The 23,807-nt window shown below is 63.5% G+C and carries 19 protein-coding genes, 1 tRNA gene and 1 pseudogene; 13 read left to right on the top strand and 8 right to left on the bottom strand.

What is annotated here, in order from left to right:
• The first annotated feature begins 26 nt into the window (after positions 1-26).
• The 9 genes from QX034_RS11595 to QX034_RS11640 all read left to right on the top strand — a co-directional run bounded on the left by QX034_RS11595 (position 27) and on the right by QX034_RS11640 (position 10,846).
• Positions 27-1,220, top strand: a complete 1,194-nt coding sequence (locus QX034_RS11595; protein WP_315702445.1) for a substrate-binding domain-containing protein — start codon at positions 27-29, stop codon at positions 1,218-1,220.
• A 175-nt stretch (positions 1,221-1,395) separates the two neighbouring features.
• Positions 1,396-2,160, top strand: coding sequence for an ABC transporter ATP-binding protein (locus QX034_RS11600; protein ID WP_315702444.1), 765 nt, complete (start codon positions 1,396-1,398; stop codon positions 2,158-2,160).
• Positions 2,157-2,879, top strand: a complete 723-nt coding sequence (locus QX034_RS11605; RefSeq protein ID WP_315702443.1) for an ABC transporter ATP-binding protein — start codon at positions 2,157-2,159, stop codon at positions 2,877-2,879. Before QX034_RS11600 ends, QX034_RS11605 begins: the two co-directional genes overlap by 4 nt.
• Positions 2,876-3,886 (top strand): branched-chain amino acid ABC transporter permease, encoded by a 1,011-nt coding sequence (locus QX034_RS11610; RefSeq protein WP_315702442.1) that lies wholly within the window; start codon positions 2,876-2,878, stop codon positions 3,884-3,886. Before QX034_RS11605 ends, QX034_RS11610 begins: the two co-directional genes overlap by 4 nt.
• Complete coding sequence (locus QX034_RS11615) at positions 3,883-4,959, top strand: branched-chain amino acid ABC transporter permease (protein ID WP_315702441.1); 1,077 nt, start codon at positions 3,883-3,885, stop codon at positions 4,957-4,959. Before QX034_RS11610 ends, QX034_RS11615 begins: the two co-directional genes overlap by 4 nt.
• A 201-nt stretch (positions 4,960-5,160) precedes the next feature.
• Positions 5,161-8,253, top strand: a complete 3,093-nt coding sequence (locus QX034_RS11620; RefSeq protein ID WP_315702440.1) for an EAL domain-containing protein — start codon at positions 5,161-5,163, stop codon at positions 8,251-8,253.
• A 96-nt stretch (positions 8,254-8,349) separates the two neighbouring features.
• On the top strand, positions 8,350-8,754 hold the full coding sequence (locus tag QX034_RS11625) for a YccF domain-containing protein (RefSeq protein WP_315702439.1): 405 nt from the start codon (positions 8,350-8,352) through the stop codon (positions 8,752-8,754).
• Positions 8,755-8,927: 173 nt separating this feature from the next.
• Positions 8,928-9,004, top strand: a tRNA-Arg gene (locus QX034_RS11630).
• A gap of 1,329 nt (positions 9,005-10,333) precedes the next feature.
• Entirely contained in the window at positions 10,334-10,846 is a 513-nt protein-coding gene (locus QX034_RS11640; protein WP_315702437.1) for a DUF2867 domain-containing protein, read from the top strand.
• Between the two features lie 88 nt (positions 10,847-10,934).
• Here the strand turns inward: QX034_RS11640 and QX034_RS11645 are convergent.
• The 7 genes and pseudogenes from QX034_RS11645 to QX034_RS11675 all read right to left on the bottom strand — a co-directional run bounded on the left by QX034_RS11645 (position 10,935) and on the right by QX034_RS11675 (position 18,861).
• Positions 10,935-11,844 (bottom strand): annotated as a pseudogene (locus tag QX034_RS11645) (4-hydroxybenzoate octaprenyltransferase).
• Positions 11,845-12,277: 433 nt separating this feature from the next.
• Positions 12,278-12,718: a GNAT family N-acetyltransferase gene (locus QX034_RS11650; protein WP_315702436.1), complete on the bottom strand. Its 441-nt coding sequence runs from the start codon at positions 12,716-12,718 to the stop codon at positions 12,278-12,280.
• A gap of 572 nt (positions 12,719-13,290) precedes the next feature.
• Positions 13,291-14,286 (bottom strand): NAD(P)H-quinone oxidoreductase, encoded by a 996-nt coding sequence (locus tag QX034_RS11655; protein ID WP_315702435.1) that lies wholly within the window; start codon positions 14,284-14,286, stop codon positions 13,291-13,293.
• Positions 14,287-14,304: 18 nt separating this feature from the next.
• On the bottom strand, positions 14,305-15,510 hold the full coding sequence (locus QX034_RS11660; protein WP_315702434.1) for an ABC transporter substrate-binding protein: 1,206 nt from the start codon (positions 15,508-15,510) through the stop codon (positions 14,305-14,307).
• A gap of 86 nt (positions 15,511-15,596) precedes the next feature.
• A complete protein-coding gene (locus QX034_RS11665) occupies positions 15,597-16,448 on the bottom strand; it encodes a fumarylacetoacetate hydrolase family protein (protein ID WP_315702433.1) in 852 nt (283 codons plus the stop codon).
• 28 nt (positions 16,449-16,476) lie between these two features.
• Complete coding sequence (locus QX034_RS11670) at positions 16,477-18,000, bottom strand: bifunctional 3-(3-hydroxy-phenyl)propionate/3-hydroxycinnamic acid hydroxylase (protein WP_315702432.1); 1,524 nt, start codon at positions 17,998-18,000, stop codon at positions 16,477-16,479.
• A 69-nt stretch (positions 18,001-18,069) separates the two neighbouring features.
• Positions 18,070-18,861, bottom strand: a complete 792-nt coding sequence (locus QX034_RS11675; protein ID WP_315702431.1) for a DNA-binding transcriptional regulator — start codon at positions 18,859-18,861, stop codon at positions 18,070-18,072.
• Positions 18,862-19,001: 140 nt separating this feature from the next.
• On the opposite strand from QX034_RS11675, the gene QX034_RS11680 reads away from it, so the two are divergent.
• Together QX034_RS11680 and QX034_RS11685 are read left to right on the top strand one after the other, a co-directional pair.
• Positions 19,002-19,985, top strand: a complete 984-nt coding sequence (locus QX034_RS11680) for a VOC family protein (RefSeq protein WP_315702430.1) — start codon at positions 19,002-19,004, stop codon at positions 19,983-19,985.
• A gap of 335 nt (positions 19,986-20,320) precedes the next feature.
• Positions 20,321-20,563 (top strand): hypothetical protein, encoded by a 243-nt coding sequence (locus QX034_RS11685; protein ID WP_315702429.1) that lies wholly within the window; start codon positions 20,321-20,323, stop codon positions 20,561-20,563.
• Between the two features lie 123 nt (positions 20,564-20,686).
• Here QX034_RS11685 and QX034_RS11690 read toward each other — a convergent pair whose 3' ends face one another.
• Positions 20,687-21,505 (bottom strand): helix-turn-helix transcriptional regulator, encoded by an 819-nt coding sequence (locus tag QX034_RS11690; protein ID WP_316196066.1) that lies wholly within the window; start codon positions 21,503-21,505, stop codon positions 20,687-20,689.
• A gap of 90 nt (positions 21,506-21,595) precedes the next feature.
• Between QX034_RS11690 and QX034_RS11695 the strand changes: the two genes are divergently transcribed.
• Both QX034_RS11695 and QX034_RS11700 read left to right on the top strand, forming a co-directional pair.
• Positions 21,596-22,165: a pyridoxamine 5'-phosphate oxidase family protein gene (locus QX034_RS11695; RefSeq protein ID WP_316190596.1), complete on the top strand. Its 570-nt coding sequence runs from the start codon at positions 21,596-21,598 to the stop codon at positions 22,163-22,165.
• A 509-nt stretch (positions 22,166-22,674) separates the two neighbouring features.
• Positions 22,675-23,775 (top strand): IS4 family transposase, encoded by a 1,101-nt coding sequence (locus QX034_RS11700; protein WP_315701243.1) that lies wholly within the window; start codon positions 22,675-22,677, stop codon positions 23,773-23,775.
• The last annotated feature ends 32 nt before the right edge of the window (positions 23,776-23,807 follow it).

The following is a 23,807-nucleotide window of genomic DNA, read 5'->3' on the forward strand; positions in this document are numbered from 1 at the left end:
GCGCCCGAAAGCTGGGAGGATGGCTCGTGCGAAAGTCTGATTTTTTTAAGGGTATTGTTTCCGGGCTGGCCGTTGCGCTGCTCGCGACGTCGGCGCTGGCCGACGACCTGAAGGTCGCGCTGATCTACGGTAAGACCGGACCGCTCGAAGCCTATGCCAAGCAGACCGAAACCGGCCTCCGGATGGGCTTCGAATACGCCACCAAGGGCAGCATGACGATCGACGGTCGCAAGATCGTCATCATCACCAAGGACGACCAGGGCAAGCCGGACCTCTCCAAGGCGGCGCTGGCGGAAGCCTATCAGGACGACGGCGCCGACATCGCCATCGGCACCACGTCGTCGGCCGCTGCGCTCGCCGACCTGCCGGTCGCCGAAGAGAACAAGAAGATCCTGATCGTCGAGCCGGCGGTGGCCGACCAGATCACCGGCGAGAAGTGGAACCGCTATATTTTCCGCACCGGCCGCAACTCCTCGCAGGATGCGATCTCGAACGCGGTCGCGATCGGCAAGCCGGGCGTGACGGTCGCGACGCTGGCGCAGGACTATGCCTTCGGCCGCGACGGCATCGCGGCGTTCAAGGAAGCACTCGCAAAGACCGGCGCGACCCTGGCTGCCGAGGAATATGTCCCGACCAACACGACCGACTTCACCGCCGTCGCCCAGCGGCTGTTCGACGCGCTCAAGGACAAGCCGGGCCGCAAGTTCATCTGGGTACTTTGGGCTGGCGGCGGGAATCCCCCGGGAAAGCTGCAGGACATGGACCCCCAGCGCTACGGCATCGAGATTTCGACGGGCGGCAACATCCTCGCGGAACTCGCGGCCTATAAGCGGCTGCCCGGCATGGAAGGCGCGACCTATTACTATTATGACATCCCTAAGAACCCGATGAACGACTGGCTCGTCTCGGAGCACCAGAAGCGCTTCAACGCACCGCCGGATCTCTTCACGGCAGGCGGCTTCTCTGCAGCCATGGCCGTCGTCACCGCGGTGAGCAAGGCGAAATCGACGGATACCGAGAAGCTCATCGCGGCGATGGAAGGCATGGAGTTCGATACGCCGAAGGGCAAGATGATCTTCCGCAAAGAGGACCATCAGGCTCTGCAGAGCATGTATCACTTCCGCGTCAAGGTCGATCCGAACCTCGCCTGGGCCGTCAACGAGCCGGTGCGCGAGATCAAGATCGAAGAGATGGACATCCCGATCCGCAACAAGCGGTGAACGCTGCTCTCCCTCCCCTGCTTGCGGGGGAGGGCAGGGGTGGGGGAGCCTCGCGCGAGATCATTTCCGTACGAGAGACTTCCCCCGCCCGCATCGCATCTTCCGATGCAATGCGACCTCCCCCGCAAGCGGGAGAGGCAACACCTGCTCCAGCGGATTGGTCTTCGAGCATCATATGTCCCATCTCGAAACGAGAGACCTCACCATCCGCTTCGGCGGCCATGTCGCCGTCGATGGCGTGAGCTGCAGCTTTCGCCCGGGCGAGCTGACGGCGATCGTCGGGCCCAACGGCGCCGGCAAGACCACCTATTTCAACCTGATCTCGGGCCAGCTCCGCGCCACCTCGGGCACGATCCTGTTCGAAGGCAAGGACATCACCGGCTATTCGGCACCGCTGCGCACCCGCGCAGGGCTTGGCCGCGCCTTCCAACTCACCAATTTGTTTCCGAACCTGAGCGTGGAGGAGAACGTGCGCCTTGCCGTTCAGGCCCAGCGCGGCGTTCACTACGACCTCTTGCGCCCCTGGATGGCACACCGCGACCTGATCGCGCGCGCCGACGCGATCCTCGACCAGGTCGCGCTCGGCAGCCGCCGCCAGGTCGCAGCAACTGCCCTCTCCCATGGCGATCAGCGCAAGCTCGAAGTGGCGTTGATGATGGCGTTGGAGCCGAAAGTGTTCATGTTCGACGAGCCCACCGCCGGGATGAGCATCGACGAGGTCCCGGTGGTGCTCGATCTGATCGCAAAGCTGAAGCAGGACAAAGCCAAGATCATCCTGCTCGTCGAGCACAAGATGGACGTGGTGCGCTCGCTCGCCGATCGCATCATCGTGCTGCATAACGGGCGGCTGGTCGCGGACGGCAAGCCGGCCGAGGTGATCGCCTCGCCGATCGTGCAGGAAGCCTATCTCGGCATTGCGCCGGGGCGGAGTGCGGCATGAGCGCGCTCCTCACCCTTGCCGGCGTCCACACCTATATCGGGCGCTACCACATCCTGCAGGGCATCGACTTCGACGTGCCGCAAGGCCAGACCACGATGCTGCTCGGGCGCAACGGCGCCGGCAAGACCACGACCTTGCGCACCATCATGGGGCTCTGGCAGGCCAAGAGCGGCATCATCACGCTTGCCGGCGAGCGCATCGAGCAGCTTGCCACGCCTGACGTCGCGCGCGCCGGCGTCGGCTACGTGCCGGAAAGCATGGCGGTGTTCTCGGACCTCACCGTGAAGGAGAACCTCGTCCTCGCGGCCCGCAACGGTCCCCTTGATGACGCGCAGCTCGCCTGGATTTTCGGCTTCTTCCCGGCGCTCAAGAAATTCTGGCTGTCGCGCGCGGGCTCGCTCTCCGGCGGCCAAAAGCAGATGCTGTCGATCGCGCGCGCCATCGTCGAGCCGCGCAAGCTGCTCCTGATCGACGAGCCGACCAAGGGCCTGGCGCCCGCCATCGTGATGGCGCTGATCGAATGCCTGAAGGAGATCAAGCGCCGCGGCGCCACCATTCTCCTGGTCGAGCAGAACTTTCACGCCGCGCGCGAGCTCGGCGACCAGGTGCTGGTGATGGACAACGGCACCATCGTGCATCGCGGCGAGATGGCGGCCCTCGCCGCCGACGTGCCGCTGCAGGAACATCTCCTCGGCCTTAGCTTGGAGGCGCATCAGTGACCGAGATCGCCGCAACGGATGCCTTGCCGAAGCCGAAGCGGGACATCGCGCCCGTGCTGCTGCCGATCGTACTCGCGCTCGTCATGTTGCCGCTGATCGGCTCTGCCAGCTCCTGGGTGACGCTCACGGTGGCGAGCCTTGCGATGGGCATGATGATCTTCATCATGGCCTCGGGCCTCACGCTCGTGTTCGGCCTGATGGATGTGCTCAATTTCGGCCACGGCGCCTTCATCGCGGTGGGCGCCTATATCGCCACCCTCGTGCTGGTGCCGCTCGCAAGCTTCACCCAGGCCGACTCGCTGTTGACCAACCTGATCGTGCTGGTTCCGGCCGCGCTGCTGGCGATGGCGGTGACCGCCGCACTCGGGCTCGTGGTCGAGCGCGTGCTGGTGCTTCCGGTCTACGGCCAGCATCTGAAGCAGATCCTGATGACCACGGGCGGGCTGATCGTCGCCGAGCAGACGCTCTATGCGCTGTTCGGCCCCCAGATCATTCCGATGCCATTGCCGGCGGCCTTGCGCGGCTCCTTCATCATCGGCGATGTCGCGATTTCGAAATATCGCGTGCTCGCGATGCTCGTGGGGCTCGTGATCTTCGTCGCGATCGAGCTCGTGCTCAATCGCACCAAGCTCGGCCTGTTGATCCGCGCCGGCGTCGAGAACCGCGAGATGGTGGAAGCCCTCGGTTATCGCATCCGCCGCCTCTTCCTCGGCGTCTTCATGACCGGCTCGGCGCTCGCAGGCTTAGGGGGTGTGATGTGGGGGCTCTATCGCGAGCAGGTTCATGCCTCGATCGGCGATGAGCTGACGGTGCTGGTGTTCATCGTCGTGATCATCGGCGGCCTCGGCTCGATCACCGGCTGCTTCATCGGCGCGATCCTGGTCGCCATGGTCGCCAATTACGGCGGCTTCCTGGTGCCGAAGCTCGCGCTCGTCTCCAACATCCTGCTGATGGTCGCCGTCTTGATGTGGCGGCCGCGCGGCCTCTATGCGGTGACCAGCCGATGATGATCCTTTCCGGCGACCCGCCGCGCAGCCGCGTGCTCTCCGCCCTGCTCCTCATCATCATGCTGGCGCTGCTGGCGACGCCCTTCATCTTCCCTGGCGCCAAGGCGATGAACGTCGCCGCGAAGATCTGCATCTTCGCCGCACTGGTCGGCTCCTACGACCTCCTGCTCGGTTACACCGGCTCGGTGTCGTTCGCACATACGATGTTTTACGGCATCGGCTCCTACGCGATCGCGATCGCGCTCTATGCGCTCGGCTCGAACTGGGGCGCCGTTGCTGCCGGCGTCGCCGCGGGCCTGCCGCTCGCGCTGTTGCTGGCGCTTGCCATCGGCCTGTTCTCGCTGCGCGTAGAGGCCATCTTCTTCGCCATGATCACGCTGGCCGTCGCCTCCGCCTTCCTGGTGCTGGCCTCGCAACTGTCCTGGCTGACCGGCGGCGAGGACGGCCGCAGCTTTCAGCTGCCCGAGCTGTTGCGGCCGGGTACGGTGTTCATCCCGAAGGACTGGTTCGGCATTCCCATCAACGGTCGCGTTCTCACTTATTACATCGTGTTCGCGGTCAGCGCCCTGATGATCCTGGCCTTGCTGCGCGTCGTGAACTCGCCGTTCGGCCGCGTGCTGCAGGCGATCCGCGAAAACCGTTTCCGCGCCGAGGCGCTCGGCTATCGCACCGTGTTCCATCTCACCTACGCCAACTGCATCGCCGCCGTGATCGCGGCGCTCGCCGGCATGTTGAACGCGCTGTGGCTCCGCTACGCCGGCCCCGAGACCTCGCTCAGCTTCTCGATCATGCTCGACATTCTCCTGATGGTCGTGATCGGCGGCATGGGCACGATCTATGGCGCGATCATCGGCGCTGCGATCTTTCTGCTGGCGGAGAACTATCTGCAGAGCCTGATGGGCGCGGCATCCGCGGCCGCGGCGGACGCCGGGCTGCCGCTGCTGCCCGGCCTGTTGCATCCGGACCGCTGGCTGTTGTGGCTTGGCCTGTTGTTCATCGCCAGCGTCTATTTCTTTCCGACTGGTGTCGTCGGGCGCCTGCGCAGCAAGCCGCGTCCCGCAAGCGGGCATTAACCAGACCGCCGACGCGCGTTCTGGCGCCCGCGCCCCCTTTCAAAGGTGAAATCTATCAAGGGGTGCCAGCTAAACTGGGCGTGGCGCCATCCATCCTTATTGCGCTTAATGATCCGGTAACCGCATTTCCTAACGGCTAGGCCATCTGTCCCGCTTATGTCTGGTCGGGAGCGGAAGAGAAATCGCGGAAACCCATCCAACATGCCTCCCGGCCTCGACCTGTCCGGCCCGATCGCGGCCAAGCCAGCTCCCAGCGAACTGCCGCGTCAGCGAGATCCGGTGCGGTGGCTGATCGCCTGCGGCTGTCTGCTGATCGGCGCCATCATCGTCGGCACCCTCGTGATGGCCGACGGCTTTCGCAGCCGCGCTCTGGACAATGGTGGCCGTGAACTCGAAAACACCGCGCTGCTGCTGACCCGTCATTTCGAACAGCAGTTCAATGACGCCGAAACCGTGGCGCGCGATCTCATCGACCGCATGCATCTGTCCGATATCGCCACGTCCGACACATTCCGCGCGCAAATATCCGGCGGCGCCATCCGCGAACTGCTGCAGTCGGAGGGGAACGGGCTGTCCTATATGGGCGACCTCACCATCGTCGACGCCGACGGCCATATCATCAACTGGTCCGGCCCCACGCCGGCGCCATCGATCAACTTGGCTGAGCGCAACTACTTCAAGACCCTCAAGACCAATCCGTCGCCTGATCAGGTCGTGATCGAGACGATCCGCAGCTACGTGACCGGTCGCTGGAGCGTGCTGGTGGCGCATCGGCTCAGCGGCAAGGATGGCGTCTTCCTCGGCTTGTTGTCCCGCCGGATCAATCCAGAGACTTACGAGACCTATCTGCAGTCCATGGCGCTCGACCGCGGCACCGCGATCACATTGCTGGACGGTGACGGCACGCTGCTGGTCCGCCATCCGCGAGCCGACGACTTGGTCGGACACAAAATCACCGACGTAAAGCTGCTCGCGCCCGTGCTTGAGCAAGGCCGGCATAGGGCACGGATGCGGAGTCCGATCGACAATATCGAGCGGATCGGCGCCGGCGCCAGGATCGCTGATCTTCCGCTCGTCGTCGTCGCAACCAGGCACGTGGACGATGTGCTGGCGGACTGGCGATCGCAGGCCGTGCTGCTCGCCGCCGCCGCCGCGCTGACGGCCTGCGTGATCGCTGCGATGTTCGCGCTGATCATCCGGCAGATCGCGCGGCAGAATGGCGATGCCAAGCGCCGGCTCGAGCAGGAGAAGCAGCGGGTGGATACCGCGCTCAACAACATGACCCAGGGCCTCGTGCTTTATGACGCTAAGGCACGCGTGGCCATGTTCAACCAGCGCTTCCTCGACCTGCTCGGACTGGATGATCACGAAGAGCTGTCCGGCTGCCATTTCCGCGACCTCGTGGAGCGCGTCCGACATCGCGGTCTGCTGGACGTCGACGTCGATCAGTTCTGCACGCGGGTGATGGACAACGTTGCGGCCGGCGTCACCACACAGGCAGTGCTGGAGACGACGAGCGGCCGCTTCTATCATGTGATCGACAAACCGTTGGCCCATGGCGGATGGGTCACCACGATCGAGGACATCAGCGAGCATCGCCGGCTCGAGCAGGAGCGCGACCGCGACCGCAGCTTCCTGCGCAAGATCATCGACCACATCCCGTCCCAGATCACGGTGAAGGACGTTCGCGATCGCCGCTACCTGCTGGTCAACCGGGTCGCGGAACGGCATTTCCTGCGCGCGCGCGACAGCATCATCGGCAAGACCGTTTTCGAGCTGTTTCCCGAAAGCGCTGCGGAGCAGGTGACGGTCGACGACGATCGCGCGATAGCGAGCCCCGACGGCTTGTTCCTCGATGAGCATCCCACGGAGAGCCTGGCGCTGGGCCTGCGTTACGTCACCTCGTACCGCATCGCCATTCACGATGCGGCAGACGCGCCGCGCTACCTGATCCATATGGTCGAGGACGTCACCGAGCGCCGGCAGGCCGACGAGAAGATCGCGCATCTGGCGCATTACGACGCCCTGACCGATCTGCCGAACCGCGTCCTGTTCGCAGAGCGAATCGAGCAAGCGCTGGAACGGGCACGGAACGGCGAGCCGTTCGCGCTGGTCTATATCGATGTCGACGAGTTCAAGGGCATCAACGATTCCCTCGGCCACCACGTCGGCGACGAGCTCCTGAAGACGGTCGCCGAACGCATCAACAGCTGCGTTGCACCGGGCGATCTTGTGGCGCGGCTCGGCGGCGACGAATTCGCGCTGCTCCTGACCTCAGTGAAGGACCGCGACGACGTCCTCGACGTCGTCAGTCGGATCTTCGGTGCGATCCGGCGCCCCGCGCACTGCCTCGGCCACCAGCTTTCGATCGACGCCAGCATCGGCATTGCGCTCGCGCCGCAGGACGGCACTGAGCGCGACCAGCTGATCAAGAACGCCGATCTCGCGATGTATGCGGCCAAGGCCGGGGGGCGGCGCACGTCGCGCTTCTTCGAGCCGGCGATGGACGAGAGCGCACGCGCACGATTGCGGCTGGAACAGGATCTCCGCCGGGCGCTCGCCGAAAATCAGTTCGAACTGCATTATCAGCCGCTGGTCGACCTCCGCGACAACCGGATGACAGGATGCGAAGCCTTGCTGCGCTGGCGCCATCCGCAGCGGGGCATGATCCCTCCGCTCGACTTCATTCCGCTTGCCGAGGATACCGGGTTGATCGACGAGATCGGCGACTGGGTGCTCCGCACCGCGACTGCGGAGGCCGCCACTTGGCCGGCCGATATCCGCATCGCCGTGAATGTCTCACCGGTGCAGCTGAAATCGCAAAGCCTGGCCTTGCGCGTCGCCGGCGCGCTCGCGGCTTCCGGGCTCGCCCCGCAACGACTCGAGATCGAGATCACCGAGGCCGTTCTGATCCGAGACGACGAGACGGCGCTCAATATCCTGCACCAGCTGCACGAGATCGGCGTGCGCATCGCGCTCGATGATTTCGGCACCGGTTATTCGTCGCTCAGCTATCTCAAGCGGTTTCCATTCGACAAGATCAAGATCGATCGCTGCTTCGTCAGCGATCTCGAGGTCGGCGGCTCCTCGGCGATCGTGCAGGCCGTGGTCGGCATCGCCGCCGCCAGCAACATGACGACGACTGCAGAGGGCGTCGAGACCGGGCAGCAGCAGGCGCTGCTGCGTCAGCTCGGCTGCACCGAGATGCAGGGCTACCTGTTCAGCGCGCCAAAGCCAGCCTCCGAGCTGCGCAATCTGTTCGTGCCGGCGGGGAGCGCCAGGGCGGCAGGCTGAGCCGGGCCGAGCTGCGGCGCCCTATGCCCGACCGGGCTTACCGGGTATAATGCCGATATCCCGTCTGTGTCGGACGGCCATGTCAGGCAGGTCACCATGCAGCCCATGTCCCTTCTCCTGAACATCCTGTGGATCCTGTTCGGCGGCGCCTATATGGCGTTCGGCTGGCTGGTCGCCGCCGTGGTGATGGCGATCACCATCATAGGCCTGCCCTGGGCCCGCGCCGCCTTCAATATCGCGATCTATACCCTGCTGCCGTTCGGCTCCCGCGCCGTCCGTCGCGACGAATTGACCGGCGAGGAAGACGTCGGCACCGGCCCGCTCGGGCTGATCGGCAACATCATCTGGTTCGTGCTCGCCGGCTGGTGGCTCGCGCTCGGGCACCTGGTCACCGCGGTGCTGCTCGCCGTCACCATCATCGGCATTCCGTTCGCCTGGGCCCACCTGAAGCTTGCCGGCATCGCGCTGTGGCCGATCGGCAAGACCATCGTGCCGGCGTAACGGATCGGCTGGGGCCGGGAGGCAGGCGCAAGCTCCAGACCCCAGCCCGAAGGCCAAGTTCTATGGAACAATCGGGGTACGCCGATATTCGGCGGCTTTGAGGCCGCCATGCCCGGCTTCGCGCGCCAAGCCCGTTGCCCATCGCCCGCCAATCAGCTAAATGGACGGCTGCTGCACCCGTAGCTCAGCTGGATAGAGCGTTGCCCTCCGAAGGCAAAGGTCACACGTTCGAATCGTGTCGGGTGCGCCACTTCGGTACTGAACTGGGCACGCCAAAACCCGCCGTTTTTGCGTTTGACGCAGCGACGAGCGTGCGAAGCAGCACGGTTTTCGCCCCATGATGCGAACTTCTTTCGCATCCACCTCGATGCGCTGAGCCAGGGCGCGGAGGTGGTCGCGGCGGTAACCGCCCGACTCGGTCCGCATGCGCCTGCGGGCCTGGCTGGCGAAGGTTTTCAGCGCCTGCGGTGATCTCGGCCCAGCCCGATCGAGCGCGCCCTCAGCCCGCTCTGCGTCAGCGCGGGCCTGGTCGCGGACGGACTTTAGCTCGGTCACGCGCTCCTTGAGCAGCGGATCGGAGGAGACAATCTCCCAACCGCGCGACGCGCAGTAAGCCTTCGCCTGGCGGCGCTGATCCGGGATGGAGAGATCGCTATCGGCTTGCCGTCCCGTCGAGACGCGCAGGTAGAGAGCCGCCCGAACCGTTGCAGCCATGGTGATGTTCCCTCAGTCCTTTCCAAACAACTCGTCGAACAGATCACCGAACCAAGCTTCGAAAACATCGATCTCCGTTTCGGTCACCGGCACGTCCTTCGGCCAGTCGTCCGTCACCGCCCATGTCACCGAAGCACGCTTCGCTCGTCGTCGACCAGGACGCGCGGGCGGACGTGCATAGTCGTAGAGATCGTCAAGTGGGGCGCGGTCCGGCGGACGCCGTAGCTGCGATTTGTGAGGGGGAGCCATGGCGCCACTGTGGCAAGCCTGACCGATCCACAGAACGGCCGATGTCTACGCCAAGTCACGCTGCAGCCCTGCGAACTCGCACTTTCTCTGCAGCATGAGCGCGACCGCGCAGAGCAGGCCATGAACGCATGGAAGCAAAAGAGCCGGGCCAGCGGAGCGCAGTCAAGGCCGCAAGCCGGCGGAGCCGGTCGCGCGCAGCGCGAGCCTTGACGGCGCCGTTGGTTCGGCAGCGGCCTCCCATGCGATCATGGCCGGACATCCCGCCGAGCACGCGCGACAAGACGCTATGCTGCGAACGATGGCGCTCGGAACGTTGATTTTGAATGTTTTTGCCGTTCGAGCGGCACCAGCCCACTTCATGCGGTGCCGCTGCAGCGCCATCCAAAACAATGTGCAGACAAAGACTTACGCCCCCCGACGGCCCCGAGCGACATCGTCGCTTTTATCTTGCAGTCTTAATTGGTCGAGAGGTCGAGATCTGCGTCCCATCAATCCTGATGACAAGTACCGGCCTTCGGTCGGTAATATCGGGATTGTCGATAGCGGACGAGAAGGCGGACTTGGCAATATCTACGTTTGTGATTACGACTGTGGGTAAGCGAGAAGGGACCTCGTTATGCCAAAGGCGCGCAAGGTCGCGTTTCCCGTGGAAAGCCAACTGCACCGGAACCTCGATCAAGCGTTCTACAGCGACGCCTTCGAGACTGACTTGGTCGATGCAAGTTTGACGCCCGTAGCGATCGCCACTCGTGCGTTGGCATCCACGCCAGGATGGGTAGAAGGGCTAGTCGAGCTCCGCGACCGCATCGTGTCATTGTTTCGGCTCAAGCAGGTCGGCCGCCTCAAATTGGCGGGCGGTGGTCGCTCGTTAAGCGAACCGGCAGTTGGCGACGCGTTCAGCATCTTCCGTGTTGTTTTTGTGGACAGTTCTGAACTGGTGCTCGGCATCGATGATACGCACCTCGATGTGCGCATGTCGTTCCTAAAGCGTCTCACAGATTCGCGTGCGAGCTACGTCGTCAGTTCCTGGGTCAAGACGCACAACGTGCTGGGCCGCGTCTACATGCTGCCAGTCGCGCCCGTTCATCGCCTTCTAGTTAGCCTTATGATGCGCGGTGTTCGGATGTGAAATGCGTGGTCGGCGGAGCAGCAGGCGTCATCGCTCCCTGCCATCTGCGCACATCAAAGCTCCTCACTCTCAATGCTTTTATTTGCGCTCACGATGTCCCTGCGAGAGCCGTGCATGCCAGAAGCGCACCGGTCAAAATGTTCGACTGGAAAAGTCTAAAATTCAACTCCGGGCGTTGGAGGTCAATCCGCCAGGCCTGCCAAGCGAGATGAGCGCCGATTGCCACCATTCCGGCAGCATATGGCAGCGACATCCCCAATAACCAACCTCCCAGCGACCATGAGGCAACTGCAAGGGCGTATAACAGGGCGATGCAGATTTTTCCTCTCTGACCAAACAAGATTGCTGTCGATTTCAGACCGAGGCGGGTGTCGTCTTTCACATCCACGTAAGCGTAGACGGTGTCATACCCAACCTGCCATGCGATGGCACCAATCCACATGGCAAAGGCTCCTGCCGGAATGTGCCCTGCCACCTCGGCCCACGCCATCAGCATTCCCCAGTTGAATGCCGCTCCCAAGACGACTTGGGGCCAGTAGGTGAGTCGCTTGCAAAGCGGATAAACAAAAACGAGCGGAAGAACACACACGGCTACCACGCGATGGGGTCAGAAAAAACAGGAGCGATGCGGCGAGTCCGAGTTCGATAATCAGGAATGCGAGAGCCTGGGGGATTTGTAGCTGATCGCCAGCCAACGGGCGAAAGCGTGTCCGTTCGACGTGCGCGTCGAACTTGCGATCTGCAATATCATTGACGGTAGAACCCGCGCTTCTCATCAGCAAAGCGCCCAGTGAGAACACAAGCAATTGCCGCAAGGCAGGGAATCCAAGAGAGGCCTGGACGAGCGCTGCCAGGCACGGAAACAGCGTGAGCCATACCCCGACAGGCCGATCTAGCCGCGCGAGCCTTGTCTAGGGCCGCCATGCTGAGGGCAACCGGCGATCAACCCAATCGCCGGGATGAATATCAGTCAGGTCGGGGCGGCTCTTCGCCGTCATGCTACGGATCCTCATTCAGCAATGTGAGCGGGCGATATTACTTATCGGGCGACTGCTCTCTACCTATCACGCCGCTCCCGGGATTGATCGAAAGGGCCGCTATCGAAGGGTAACCGGACTGCCCGCGAAATCGGGAAGGCGGCCGTCGATGACGGCGTAGCGGCAGATCGCAGTCCGTCGCAGGTTATTCGGCCGGATCGCCTGGGCGGCCGCTACATCATAGCGCCACGGCGATGCTATAGTGCCCATCTTTATCGGCCGTGGTGCGCCATTTCGGTATGGGACCGGGCACGCCAAATCCCGCCGCTTTTGTGCGCGATGCCGCGACCAACGTGCGCGGGGCACGCCTTCGACCATCTCTTCCGCGTCCACTTCGATTCACTGGACTCAGCGCGTCCGCCACACGCGCGCCGCTGACGCCATCGGCGGCGCCCTAGCCGATCAAGGTCGCGATGCTCTCGGCAAGCCGCACCAGTGCAACGCCAGTGAGAACATGGGGTGCGCAATCGCGCACACGCACGAACCCGAGCTTACGATAGAGACTCCGCGCCGAGTTGTTTTTGCGCACTTCCAAGTCGATGAAACTTGCTTGACGGCTAAGCGCTTCGTGTGCGGCCCAGGCTAGTAGCGCCCGACCGATGCCGCGATGTCTACTCTCCGGGGCCACGAACAGATCATTGACGTGCAGGGTGGGTTGGGTCCAGCCGGGAAAGAAGCGCTCGCTCACGATCATCATACCGACGACGCTACCGGCGAGTTCGGCAACGAAGGCAGCAAACCTCGGCGCGTGGCCGAACAAATCGCGCTGCCAATCTGCCTCGCTGGCGTTGATTGCATGCAATGACCCCTCGGCGCGTGCGAGCCTTTCCTTCATGATCCGGATCACTGGAACGTCGCTCGGACGCGCCGGGCGGATATTGCAAGGAAGTGAGTCCATTGGGAGCAGCGAGCGGTTCACCTTGGCGAGTCGCCAATGAGGCGGTCTTAGCTTTTCAGAACGAGCCTTGCGAATTCGCTCACGTATTGCAGCCACCAATTTCGTCGCAAGCGGGCGATCTGTTCAAGAGTCTGTGCTGTCGGCAGGAGCATGCAACCGATCCTTGTGCGATTCCGTATGAGGTGCAAGTCTGAACAGGAACTGTTCACAAATTGTAAACCATGGAATTGCGCGGAACGGAGCATAGCAAGCGGTAGCGAAGCACTCGCGCGACTGGACCTAGTACCTCCGATCCGAAATCGCGACACGCCGCGAGTTTGTCTCAGTGGCCGCAGCACCATAGCGCTGTGACGAGGTCATAGAGCCCGTCTTCATCGGTTATGCCCGCAAATTTACGGAACTTCCGAGCAACGACTAGGACTGGCAGCGTTCCATGGATCTGTTCATCGGCACAATGGGCGCAGGGCAAATCGCCGGCGGGAGCGGTCCGGCCAGATAATGCCTGTCGCTCATTCGCGCACGGACAGCACGATCTTGCCGATATGGCCGTTTGATTCCATGTGCGCGTGCGCGCGGGCTGCTTCGGACAACGGATAGACACGATCGATATACGGGCGAACCGCGCTCGCGAGAAGCGGCCAGACCTGCTGCTGCAGGCAGCCCGCAATCCGCCGCTTGAGTTCGAGCGGCGTCGAACGCAGGAACGCGCCGGTGACGCTGGCGCGGCGCGCCATCAGACTGCGCAACGGCACGCTGAGCTCCTTGCCGCCGCCGGCCGAGAGAAAGGCGATACGTCCGCCCGCTGCGAGTGCAGCGAGATCCTGCATGATGTGCACGCCGGCCGAGGTGTCGAGAATGCAATCGACGCCGCGCCCGTTCGTCGCGGCGCGAACCTGTTCAGCGAGATCGGGATCGGCGTAATCGAACACGGCGCGGGCGCCGAGGCCACGCGCCACCGCGCGCTTCTCTTCCGTGCCGGCGGTAGCGAAGACATCATGACCGAGCGCATGCAGCAGTTGGATCGCGATCGTGCCGACGCCGCTGCTGCCGCCATGGATCAGCGCCGTCTCTCCTGGCGCCATGCGCATCAGGTCGAAGAAATTGAACCAGGTCGTGAACAAGGCTTCGGGCAGCGCAACGCCGCGCACCCAGTCGAACCCGTCTGGCATCGGTAGCGCAAGATGCTGATCGGTCGCGACATATTGCGCATAGGCGCCGCCATCCGTCAGGGCGATCACCGCTTCGCCGAGCCGCTCCTTCGCGACGTTGCTGCCGCAGGCGACGATGCGGCCGGAGGCCTCCAGGCCCGGCACCGGATTCGGCTCGCGTGAGGGCCCCGCTGCGCGCTGATTGCAATCGTGCCGGTTGATCCCGGCGGCTGCGATCTCGATCAGCACATCGTCGGGCCCGAGCTGCGCCGGCACCGGCCAGTCAAACCGCTCGAACAGGACCTCCGGGCCACCGGCGGCGGTGATGATGACGGCGTGCTGAATCTCCGGGATCATGCTCGTTTGCTCATGCGCTCACTTCCCGACCAGGCTGCATTTGCTGCGATCGAGCGAGCGGAAGGCCTGATCCGGCGGGATCGTCGCGACCAGCTTGACGAAATCCCATGGGCCTTTCGATTCGGCCGGCGTCTTCACCTGGACCAGATAGAGATCGTGCACCATGCGCTGATCGTCACGGATGTGACCGTTGCTGGTGTAGGCATCCGACACCGGCGTGGCCTTCATCTTCGCCATCACGGTTGCGCTGTCGTCGGAGTCGGTGTCCTTCACCGCCTGCAGATAATGCCGCACCGCGGAGTAGACTCCGGCCTGGATCTGCGAGGGCATCGCCTTGCGGCGCGCGTAGAAGGCATCCGAGAACCGGCGCGCGGCAGGAGAGGCATCTTCGAAGAAGCTGGTGACGACGAGATCGCCCTGCGTGGCCTTGAGGCCGATGGCTTCGATATCGACGTTCTGGAACGACATCGGCACGATCTTGATGCCTTGCGCCGCGAGCCCGAACTCGTCGGCCTGCTTGATCGCGGTGGCATTGTCGCCGGCGACGTTGAGTGCCAGAATTTTGGCCCCCGAAGCCTGCGCCTGCAGCAGGAAGGAGCTGTAGTCGGGCGTGCCGAGCTGCGCCTTGACGCTGCCGGCGACCTTGCCGCCAAGCTCCGCGATCCGGGCGCGCGCAGTCGCCTCCAGCGAATGGCCGAACGCATAGTCACCGGTGATGAAGAACCACGGCTCCTTGCTGGTCTGCATGATGCCCGAGACCATTGCGGTCGCGGTCGAATAGGCATCGTGGGTCCATTGCACGGAGGTCGGGGCGCAGGCCTCGTCGGTGAGCTGGTTGGCGCCTGCCCCCGAGATCAGAAAGATCTTCCCGTTGCTGCGCACCAGCTCCTGCACCCCAAGCGCGGCGCCCGAGCTTCCGCCATCAGCGATCGCCTGCACACTATCCTGCTCGAACCAGCGCCGCGCGATGGAGACCGCGATGTCCGGCTTGTTCTGATGATCCGCCTGCAGGATCTCGATCGGCTTGCCATCGATGTTGCCGCCGAATTCTTCCGCTGCCATCCGTGCCGCTTCGACGGAGCCAGGCCCCATGGCGGTGGCGAAAATGCCGTTCATGTCCGTGAGCACGCCGATGCGAATGGCATCGCCTTTGATCTCGGCCTGCGCGGACGAGGCTGCAAGCAGAAGCGCGACGACAATGCTGGACCTGAGACAGCGCGACATGATGATCCTCCCCGGATTCAACGACTTTGTTTTTGATTGTGGTGTCTTGGTTGTGCGCCTCACGACGTGCCGTGAGGCGCACCAGCTCACGCCGCGGCTTCGGCCGCGACGGGATTGCGCAGGATGCCAATGCCCGAGATCTCCACTTCCACGGTGTCGCCCGGCTTCATGAACAGAGGCGGGTTGCGCTTGAAGCCGACCCCGCCCGGCGTGCCGGTGACGATCACGTCGCCGGGCATCAAGGTCATGATGGTCGAGCAATAGACGATCAGATCCGGCACGTCGGTGATGAGGTGATCCGTGGTGGTCCGCTGCACGGTTTCGCCATTAAGGCGCGTCTGCAGCGCGAGCTTTGAGGGATCGGGAACCTCGTCGGTGGTGACCAGCCACGGACCGAACGCGCCGGACCGATCGAACGTCTTGCCGGACAGAAACTGCGAGGTGTGGCGCTGCCAATCGCGGATGCTGCCTTCGTTGTAGCAGGAATATCCGGCGACATGCTTGAGCGCGTCCTCGCGCGTGATGTGACGGCCGGCTTTGCCGATCACGAGTGCTAGCTCGCCTTCATAATCGAAATGCTCCGAGACATCAGGACGGATGATCGGCTGCAGATGCCCCACCTGGCTGGTCGGAAAGCGCGCGAACAGCGCCGGCTTCTCGGTGACGGCCCGTCCGGTCTCGGCGACGTGATCGCGATAATTCAGGCCGACACAGATGATCTTGCCGGGGTCTGGGATCACCGGCGCGTAAGTCAGCGCGTCCAACGCATAGTCCGGCGTCTCGGATGCGAGCAGACCGGCGACGCCGCCGAGCGCGCCCGCTTCGAGCAGCGCACGCAAGCTTTTCGACGGAAGACGACGGCCGAGATCGACCACGCCGTCTCCTTTGACGACGCCGAAGCCGGATCGGCCGTCGATGACAAATGACAATAGCTTCATGCGCGAACCCTTGTTTCGATTGCAATGATCAAGCAGCGCTCGGCATCGGCGCCGCGAAGGAGAGCGTGGACAGCAGCGCGGCGAGATCGTCGGCTTTGCGTACGCCTCCCAGGATGTAGCGGTCCGGCCGCATCAGCACGGCCTTGAGGCCGCACCGGTGCAGCCAGTCTTCAAGACCGGCGGCCTCCTCGCTGTGCAGAAGCTCGACACCCGCTGCGGCCATGATCGCGCGGTGCTGCTCGCTCAGGGCGGAGCCGAGATCGGCGCCGCATAGCAATGCAGAGCGATAGCCGACGCGATCATCGGCGCGCTCGCCATTGTCCAAGCGGAATTGCGGCGCCAGCTTTCCCGTCATGCCGGTGTCGCCGCCGGTAAGACCTGGGCCGAGCACCGGCTTCTGGACATCGAGCTTGAGCTGGCCATTGTCATGGGGCGTTCCGGTCGCCAGCGCGACCTCGACGGCCTTGGTGTTGATCAGCCCGCCGAGCCGGATCGCAAGCTCGATGAACTCTCGCACATGCGGAGCACGCTCGCTCTGATAGCTGTCGAGCAGGTCAGGCGCGGCCCTGCCGCCGACGACATAGGCCAGCTTCCAGGCGAGATTGGCGACGTCGCGAATGCCGGCGCACATGCCCTGGCCGAGAAAGGGTGGCGTCTGATGCGCGGAATCACCGGCCAGCAAAAGCCGTCCCGCGCGCCACTGCTTGGCAACGGCCGAATGAAACGTATAGACGGCGGCGCGCTCGATCTCGGCCTCGTCGGGCCTGAGCCACGGCGACAACAGCTCCCACACCCGCGCCGGCTGCGCGATTTCGACGACATCCTCATCGGGACGAACCGTGATCTCCCAACGCCTGCGGTTGCCGGTGCCGCGGATATAGGTCGCCGGCCGCTGCGGATTGCAATGCTGAACGCTGAAATCGCCAAGATCAGGCCGCTCGCTCCTGAGCAGCACGTCGAGCACCAGCCAGCGTTCATGGAAACCGAGGTCGTCCAGGCCTGAGCCGATGAAGCGACGCACCAGCGAGCGCGCACCGTCGCACCCCACGACATAGGCGCAAGTCGCCTCGAGGAGCTGGCCCGTGCCCAGGTCCTCGTAGCGAACCCGCGCGCCATCGCGATCCTGATCAATGGCAAACACATCGCAGCGGTTGCGCAGCTCGACGTCGGGCCAGCGCTCCAGGCCCTTGTTGAGCACATCCTCGAGATCTGGCTGATGAAAGCGGTAGCTGAGATTCCACCCCATCGGCGTCAATTCGCGGGGGCGCGGCCAATCGAGCAGCAGCCGGCCCTCGGCATCGACGAACCGCATGCCGGGACTCAAGGTGACGTGCGGCAGGATCGCGTCGGCAAGGCCGACGGTCTGGAACACGCGCATGCATTCGTCATCGAAATGCACCGCGCGCGGCAAGTGATAGGTCTTCGCCTCGCGTTCCAGCACCAGCGTGCGCACGCCGCATAGCCCGAGCAAATTGGCAAGCGTTGCGCCGACCGGGCCCCGGCCCACGATGACCACGTCGAAGCTTCCGGAAGATGCGGATATGTCGCTCATATCCGCATCTGTTCCGCAACCGCCTCGCAGCTTCAAGGCGCGGGTGCGAACTGTCCGCGCAGCGGACGCTCAGGCCTCGACCGGGATCGCAGCGGCGGTTTCGAGCAGCGGAGCGGCGTATTTCGCGACGGCCTCATCCAGCGACATCGCCGAGCGGATCCAGATGATCGAGATGCAGCCGAACACGACGTCGCCGCGGGTGATCGGCACGGCGATGGAGGATGTCCTGGCGTTATATTCGCCTTCATTGCGGATGGCGTAGCCGCGCTGAGACGTCTCCACGATCATGCGCTTCAAACGGTCGGGCGCGAGAAACGGGCGGTCGTCGGCATCATCGATGCGCCGCAGATGGTTGATGATGACGTCGCGCTCTGCCGGCGCGCAGGCGGCCAAATATGCGCGGCCGGCAGAGGTCTGCAGCATCGGCAGGCGCTTGCCGATCATGCCGCGATCGATCGAGAGCGGGCTGCGCGCATGGGTGGTCTCCTGGATGACCATCGACGCATTCTCATAGGTCGACAGATCGACCGGCCACACCAGCGTCCTGCTGAGTTCGGCGAGATAGGACGCGGCCACCTGACAGATGAAGATGCCGGGATCGTAGCCGTCGCCAAGGCTCAAGGCGTGACGGGTGACACGGAAGCGATCATCGCTGGCGCTACGCGCGACATAGCCGAGTTCCTCGAGCGTCTCCAGCAGGCGATAGACCGTGGGCCGCGGCAGATCGAGCTGGCGCGCGACATCGCCGGCGCGGATGCCGCCGGATCGATTGACCTCGCGCAGCACGTCGAGACCACGCTTGAAGGCGCGGACACCCTCCGCCGGACGGGCCCGCGGAGATCGCGTCCGTTGCTTGGACACCTTGAAATTCCTCCCTGTCCTTCTCATCCGCTCGCCGATACCGTCTTGAAAACGCGAACCGGATGCAGGGACGACAGTCTACTGCAGGAACGAACAGGGCTGATACGAAATTCCGCACCAGCCCCTGTCGGGAGGACAGCATGGAAATCACCGCACTGGGTTACGTCGGCATCAAGTCCTCCCAATTGGAGCAGTGGAGCCGTATGGCCACCGACCTGCTCGGAATGCAGCGGGTCGATGGTGCGGCCAAGGTGCAGGCCTACCGCATGGACGATCGCAAGCAACGGCTGATCGTCGACGGCAGCGACGATTCCGGACTCGCTGTGATGGGCTGGGAAGTTGCCGATGCGGCGGCGCTCGACCGCCTCGCCGGGCGGCTCGAAGACCATGGGGTCAGGGTGACGCGGGGCGCGCGGGCGTTGGCCGAGCAGCGCCACGTCACCGAGCTGATCTCCTTTCAAGATCCCGCCGGCCATCCGATCGAAGCGTTCTGGGGCGCGGCGCTCGCGTCCGATCCCTTCCGGCCGGGGCGACCGATCTCCGGCTTTCGCACCGGCCCGCTCGGCATGGGGCACGTCGTGCTCAACGTCGAGGAGGTCGAGCCGCTGTTGCAGTTCTACCGCGACCTGCTCGGCTTCAAGGTCTCGGACTTCGGGCTCACCCCTTACAAGCTCTATTTCTTCCACGTCAACGGCCGGCACCATAGTTTTGCGATGGTCGGCTCGGGGCGCCGCGCGCTGCATCATTTCATGGTGGAGGTCGGCAGCCTCGACGATGTCGGGCAAGGCTATGATCTCGCGCAGCTCGAAGATGGCCGCGTGGCCTACACGCTGGGCCGCCACACCAACGATCACATGACCTCGTTCTACGTCAATACGCCGTCGGGCTTCTTCATCGAATATGGCTGGGGCGGCCGGATCATCGATCCCAAGACTTGGCAGCCGCATGAGACCTTCGATGGCCCCTCGCTCTGGGGCCACGAGCGCTTGTACATGCCGGAAGAGCAGCGCAAGCGGCTGCGGGACATGCGGCTGTCCGCCGCCGCGCGCGGCATTCGCGTGCCGGACCCCAGCGTGCCGCCCTTGAACTGCCCCTGGCTGGACACGGTGATCGCGCAGGAATGAGCTGATGTTGCTGTGGGCGGCACAGCGAGCGGCGATTTCGATCTCTGATGCTCTCCCGACGGCGCCTCTGATCCGGCCGCGCTTCGGCCGGCACCGAGCGTCATGTAGTTATGAGTTGCGGGGTGCGGAGACCTCGGGTCATGCGCCGTCCTGACTGCTCGATCCTTCGGACTTGCCGCGATCCATGCCGCTGGAGGCTCATTCACATGCTGGTGAACCATGATCCAGATCAAGACTCACCTCCAATCGTTGAATTTTCATTGCGTCGCAACCAGGAGATGTTTTGAGAATTTTAGGAATCACTCCTGGATCAAAGCGACATCAAGGAGCTGACTATGACCAAACGTATTCTTGTCAGTCTTGCTATCCTCACTCTCGCCGCTTCCGCCGCTTCGGCCGCGCCTCGGAACCATCATCAGCGCGCAATGAACGCGTATGCCCGCGTCGGCGGACCTCCGGTCAGTGCGCCGGCCGGTGTGAGCAACGATGACCGCGCCTTGTATTTCCAGAACCTGCGCGACTCCGGCTACAACCCGAGGAACGACTACAACGCGAACGGAACTATCAAGACGCAATAACGTCAGCTCTCGTTGATCCATTATTCCATCATTCCATCATCGCCTTCCCCTCGGGCTCAGACAGCAGCCTAGCGGGGGAAGGCGTGTTGGCGCTTTTCGACGCGCTCGGGCTCTTCGATTGATTCAGGTGGCTTCCGGCCATCGCTGGCGCGCGCCGGGCCCCGCAACCAACATTGTCAGTCGAAAATCCGCCCAGCCCGCGAACGACATTGAGACTTGCTGATAGTGCAGCAGCCCATCAGCCGGGTGTTTGAAGATGCGCTCGCCGCCTTCGCGGGCCAGTACGCCATGCGCCGCCCAGGCGCGTGCGAAATCGGGGCTCTTCCCACGCAACTCTTCGACCAGACCGCACACCGCGGGATCATCGACGTGCCCCGTGGTTGCAGCACGAAACTCGGCAACGACGCGCTGTGCGCGAATGTCCCAATCGACGATGAGCGAGCGCGCCTCGGGCCGCAGGAAGATATAACGTAGCAGGTTGGGCTCGCCCCCGCGATCGAGCCAGCCCGCAAATAGTCGCGCCGCTTTGGCATTCCAACGACGCCCCGTCCAGGTGCGGTCGAGGATATAGGCCGGACCGTCGATCGCATCGACGCAGCCAAGCATCTCATCCGGGGGATTGTCGTCGGTATCGGCCCTGTCGGGGTCGCGCTTGCCGGACAGTTCGAACAGATAGCTTCGCTCGGCCCGCGACAGGCGCAGGCCTCGCGCCAGACGGGCAAGTGCCGCGGGCGAAACGGAAACGTCGCGGCCCTGCTCGATCCATGTGTACCAGGTCGCGCTCAATCCGCAGAGCTGGGCCAGTTCCTCGCGCCGGAGACCGGGCGTGCGCCGCCGTGGCGCGCCGGCAAGTCCGTGCGCGGCTGGATCCTGGCGCTCTCTTAACGAGCGCAGAAATGCCCCCAGAGAGAGGGCTTGGTTTTCCGGTGCGTGTCCCTTCATGGTGCAGGAAATACTAGGATAAGTTCCGATATTAAACCGGCATGCCGCCGATGATACCCTTCGCCATCTGGAAGGGAAGGGAGGATCGGCATGGGCAAGCAGTTCGCGAAGATCGAGCCGGAGCACCGGTCTTTCATCGCGCGGCAGAAGATATTTTTCGTCGCGAGTGCCCCGCCGAAAGGGCGCATCAACGTCTCACCGAAAGGATTATCGTCTCTGCGCGTCCTCGCCGACAACGAGGTGGCCTACCTCGATTGCACCGGCAGCGGCAGCGAGACCCGCGCCCACCTCGCGGCCTCCGAAGACAAGCGGCTGACCATCATGTTCTGCGCATTCGAAGGCCCGCCCGTCATCCTGCGCCTGTACGGTCAGGGGCGGTCGCTGATGCGCGGCACACCGGATTATGCCGCCCTGCTCCCGCAGTTCGAGGAGATGCCCGGAGCCCGCCAGATCGTGCGTCTCGCCGTCGATCTGGTGCAGACGTCGTGCGGCATGGGCGTGCCTCTCTTCGACTACAAGGAGGAACGGGGCAGCCTGATCCGCTACTGGACCGCGCAGGGGCTCGACAATCTGCGCAAATATTGGGGGCTTAAGAACACGAAAAGCATCGACGGGCTGCCGACCGGCTTCTCCCCGGACAGCATGGCCGGGATGCGTTGAGGCTACTCGGGATGGCATCGTGCTGGCGGATTTCCGCGAACGGCCGCTCGCGCCCAAAAGCCGATTCCGCCCATTCGCTCAATACGATGACCCCTGTCCAGATCACGAACGAAAAATATTCTTCTTTCGTTTTTTCAGAATTCATGATTATCTACTGCCATCCAGCCTCGTGCAGAGGGCGTACGCGCGATCGTCACGATACGTGAGGCGGGAAGCGGTGGCCGCGAGGCATTGCAGCATTCATTGGCAGCATTCATTGAATGCGGACGAACGGTGCTCTTGCGGACGGCCAAGCCGCGTGGTCCTGGCGCCTCGGTGCTGGCGCTAAGTTCGCGACGGTGCCACTCGACATCGCTCTGCGATGAGATGGCATCGCGCTGATGACGGGGGCAAGAGAGCCGATCCCCGGGGAGAGCGCGGAGTAAGCCGTAACACCATCGCGCAGGGAAGGCCGCATAGGCGTTAAGTTTATGCTTGAGTGTTGGAATCCGCCGTGATTCGAACAGGGGATGGCAGACGAATCGCTCCTGAACGAGGACTGGACGAGAGTGGTTGCGCAGCTGGGCGGGGCTGCGCAGCTCGAGAAAACTGCGCGCCAGACGAAGGCCTTCGCGCGTCGGCGGCAGATTCCAGATGCGGTGACGTTACTTCGGCTGATGCTGGCCTATTGTTTGGGTGAAAGAGGGCTGAGATCGACAGCCGCATGGGCGGCTTCTGTTGGCCTTGCCGACCTCACCAGCGTGGCGTTGTTCTATCGGCTGCGTCAATGTGGTGATTGGTTTGCGGTGCTGGTGGAGGGCTTGCTCGCTGCGGCAGCTCCGAAGGCGAGCCAAGGCCGCCTGATCCGCATCATCGATGCGACGACAGTGCCTCAGGCGGGACCGGCTGCGCGCAAGAACAGTGAGCTTTGGCGCGTTCATAGCGCATTTGATCTGCCCTATGAGCGCTTTGGTCACTTCGAGCTGACAGATCAGCAAGAGGGCGAAACGTTTGACCGGATACCAGTGGTCAAGAACGAGATCCGCATTGCTGACCGCGCTTATCTGCAACCTGACCGCATTGCGGCCGTCCGCGAAGCCGGGGCCGACGTTTTGATCCGAGCGGGCTGGAAGAACGCACGTTGGCTTGACGCCAAAGGCCTTCCGTTCGATCTGATGGCCCAATTGCGTGCCGCGAAGGCGCGCGGACTGGTCGATCGGGAGATTTGGATCAAGCGCAAGGGCGGCGCGCCTCTGGCTATGCGTCTGGTCGCAATCAAGAAGCCCACCGGTGCGGCTGCTGCTTCTCGGCGTAAAGCCCGGCAAGACGCAAAAGATGAAAACCGCATCATCTCCAAAGAAACTTTGGAGGCTGCGGATTGGGTCATTCTGATCACGTCGCTCGCGCGGGACGAGTTCTCCACCAAAGATGTGCTTGCGCTCTATCGATTGCGATGGCGGATCGAGCTTGGGTTCAAGCGACTGAAGAGTCTGATTGGCCTCAAGACGCCGCCAGGAACCGATCCGCGCTCTGCCAAGCCCTACCTGCTGGCCCACCTCCTGATCATCCTGTTGCTCGAGCCGCTTGCCAGCGACTTCGAGGACTCTCCCCACTGGACGCAGGCCGCTTAACGACGCCTGGCGCTTGGCGGGTCCTGCAGCAG

It is taken from the genome of Bradyrhizobium sp. SZCCHNR3119, from assembly GCF_032487775.1.
Lineage (GTDB): Bacteria > Pseudomonadota > Alphaproteobacteria > Rhizobiales > Xanthobacteraceae > Bradyrhizobium.

Bases quoted from the DNA above. Each gene is read 5' to 3' on its own strand.
- QX034_RS11650 (WP_315702436.1), bottom strand. From the start codon at position 12,718: ATGAAGGAAAGGCTCGCACGCGCCGAGGGGTCATTGCATGCAATCAAC.
- QX034_RS11685 (WP_315702429.1), top strand. From the start codon at position 20,321: ATGACCAAACGTATTCTTGTCAGTCTTGCTATCCTCACTCTCGCCGCT.
- QX034_RS11680 (WP_315702430.1), top strand. From the start codon at position 19,002: ATGGAAATCACCGCACTGGGTTACGTCGGCATCAAGTCCTCCCAATTG.
- QX034_RS11670 (WP_315702432.1), bottom strand. From the start codon at position 18,000: ATGAGCGACATATCCGCATCTTCCGGAAGCTTCGACGTGGTCATCGTG.
- QX034_RS11640 (WP_315702437.1), top strand. From the start codon at position 10,334: ATGCCAAAGGCGCGCAAGGTCGCGTTTCCCGTGGAAAGCCAACTGCAC.
- QX034_RS11660 (WP_315702434.1), bottom strand. From the start codon at position 15,510: ATGTCGCGCTGTCTCAGGTCCAGCATTGTCGTCGCGCTTCTGCTTGCA.
- QX034_RS11655 (WP_315702435.1), bottom strand. From the start codon at position 14,286: ATGATCCCGGAGATTCAGCACGCCGTCATCATCACCGCCGCCGGTGGC.
- QX034_RS11625 (WP_315702439.1), top strand. From the start codon at position 8,350: ATGCAGCCCATGTCCCTTCTCCTGAACATCCTGTGGATCCTGTTCGGC.
- QX034_RS11690 (WP_316196066.1), bottom strand. From the start codon at position 21,505: ATGAAGGGACACGCACCGGAAAACCAAGCCCTCTCTCTGGGGGCATTT.
- QX034_RS11700 (WP_315701243.1), top strand. From the start codon at position 22,675: ATGGCAGACGAATCGCTCCTGAACGAGGACTGGACGAGAGTGGTTGCG.
- QX034_RS11695 (WP_316190596.1), top strand. From the start codon at position 21,596: ATGGGCAAGCAGTTCGCGAAGATCGAGCCGGAGCACCGGTCTTTCATC.
- QX034_RS11615 (WP_315702441.1), top strand. From the start codon at position 3,883: ATGATGATCCTTTCCGGCGACCCGCCGCGCAGCCGCGTGCTCTCCGCC.
- QX034_RS11620 (WP_315702440.1), top strand. From the start codon at position 5,161: ATGCCTCCCGGCCTCGACCTGTCCGGCCCGATCGCGGCCAAGCCAGCT.
- QX034_RS11600 (WP_315702444.1), top strand. From the start codon at position 1,396: ATGTCCCATCTCGAAACGAGAGACCTCACCATCCGCTTCGGCGGCCAT.
- QX034_RS11665 (WP_315702433.1), bottom strand. From the start codon at position 16,448: ATGAAGCTATTGTCATTTGTCATCGACGGCCGATCCGGCTTCGGCGTC.
- QX034_RS11605 (WP_315702443.1), top strand. From the start codon at position 2,157: ATGAGCGCGCTCCTCACCCTTGCCGGCGTCCACACCTATATCGGGCGC.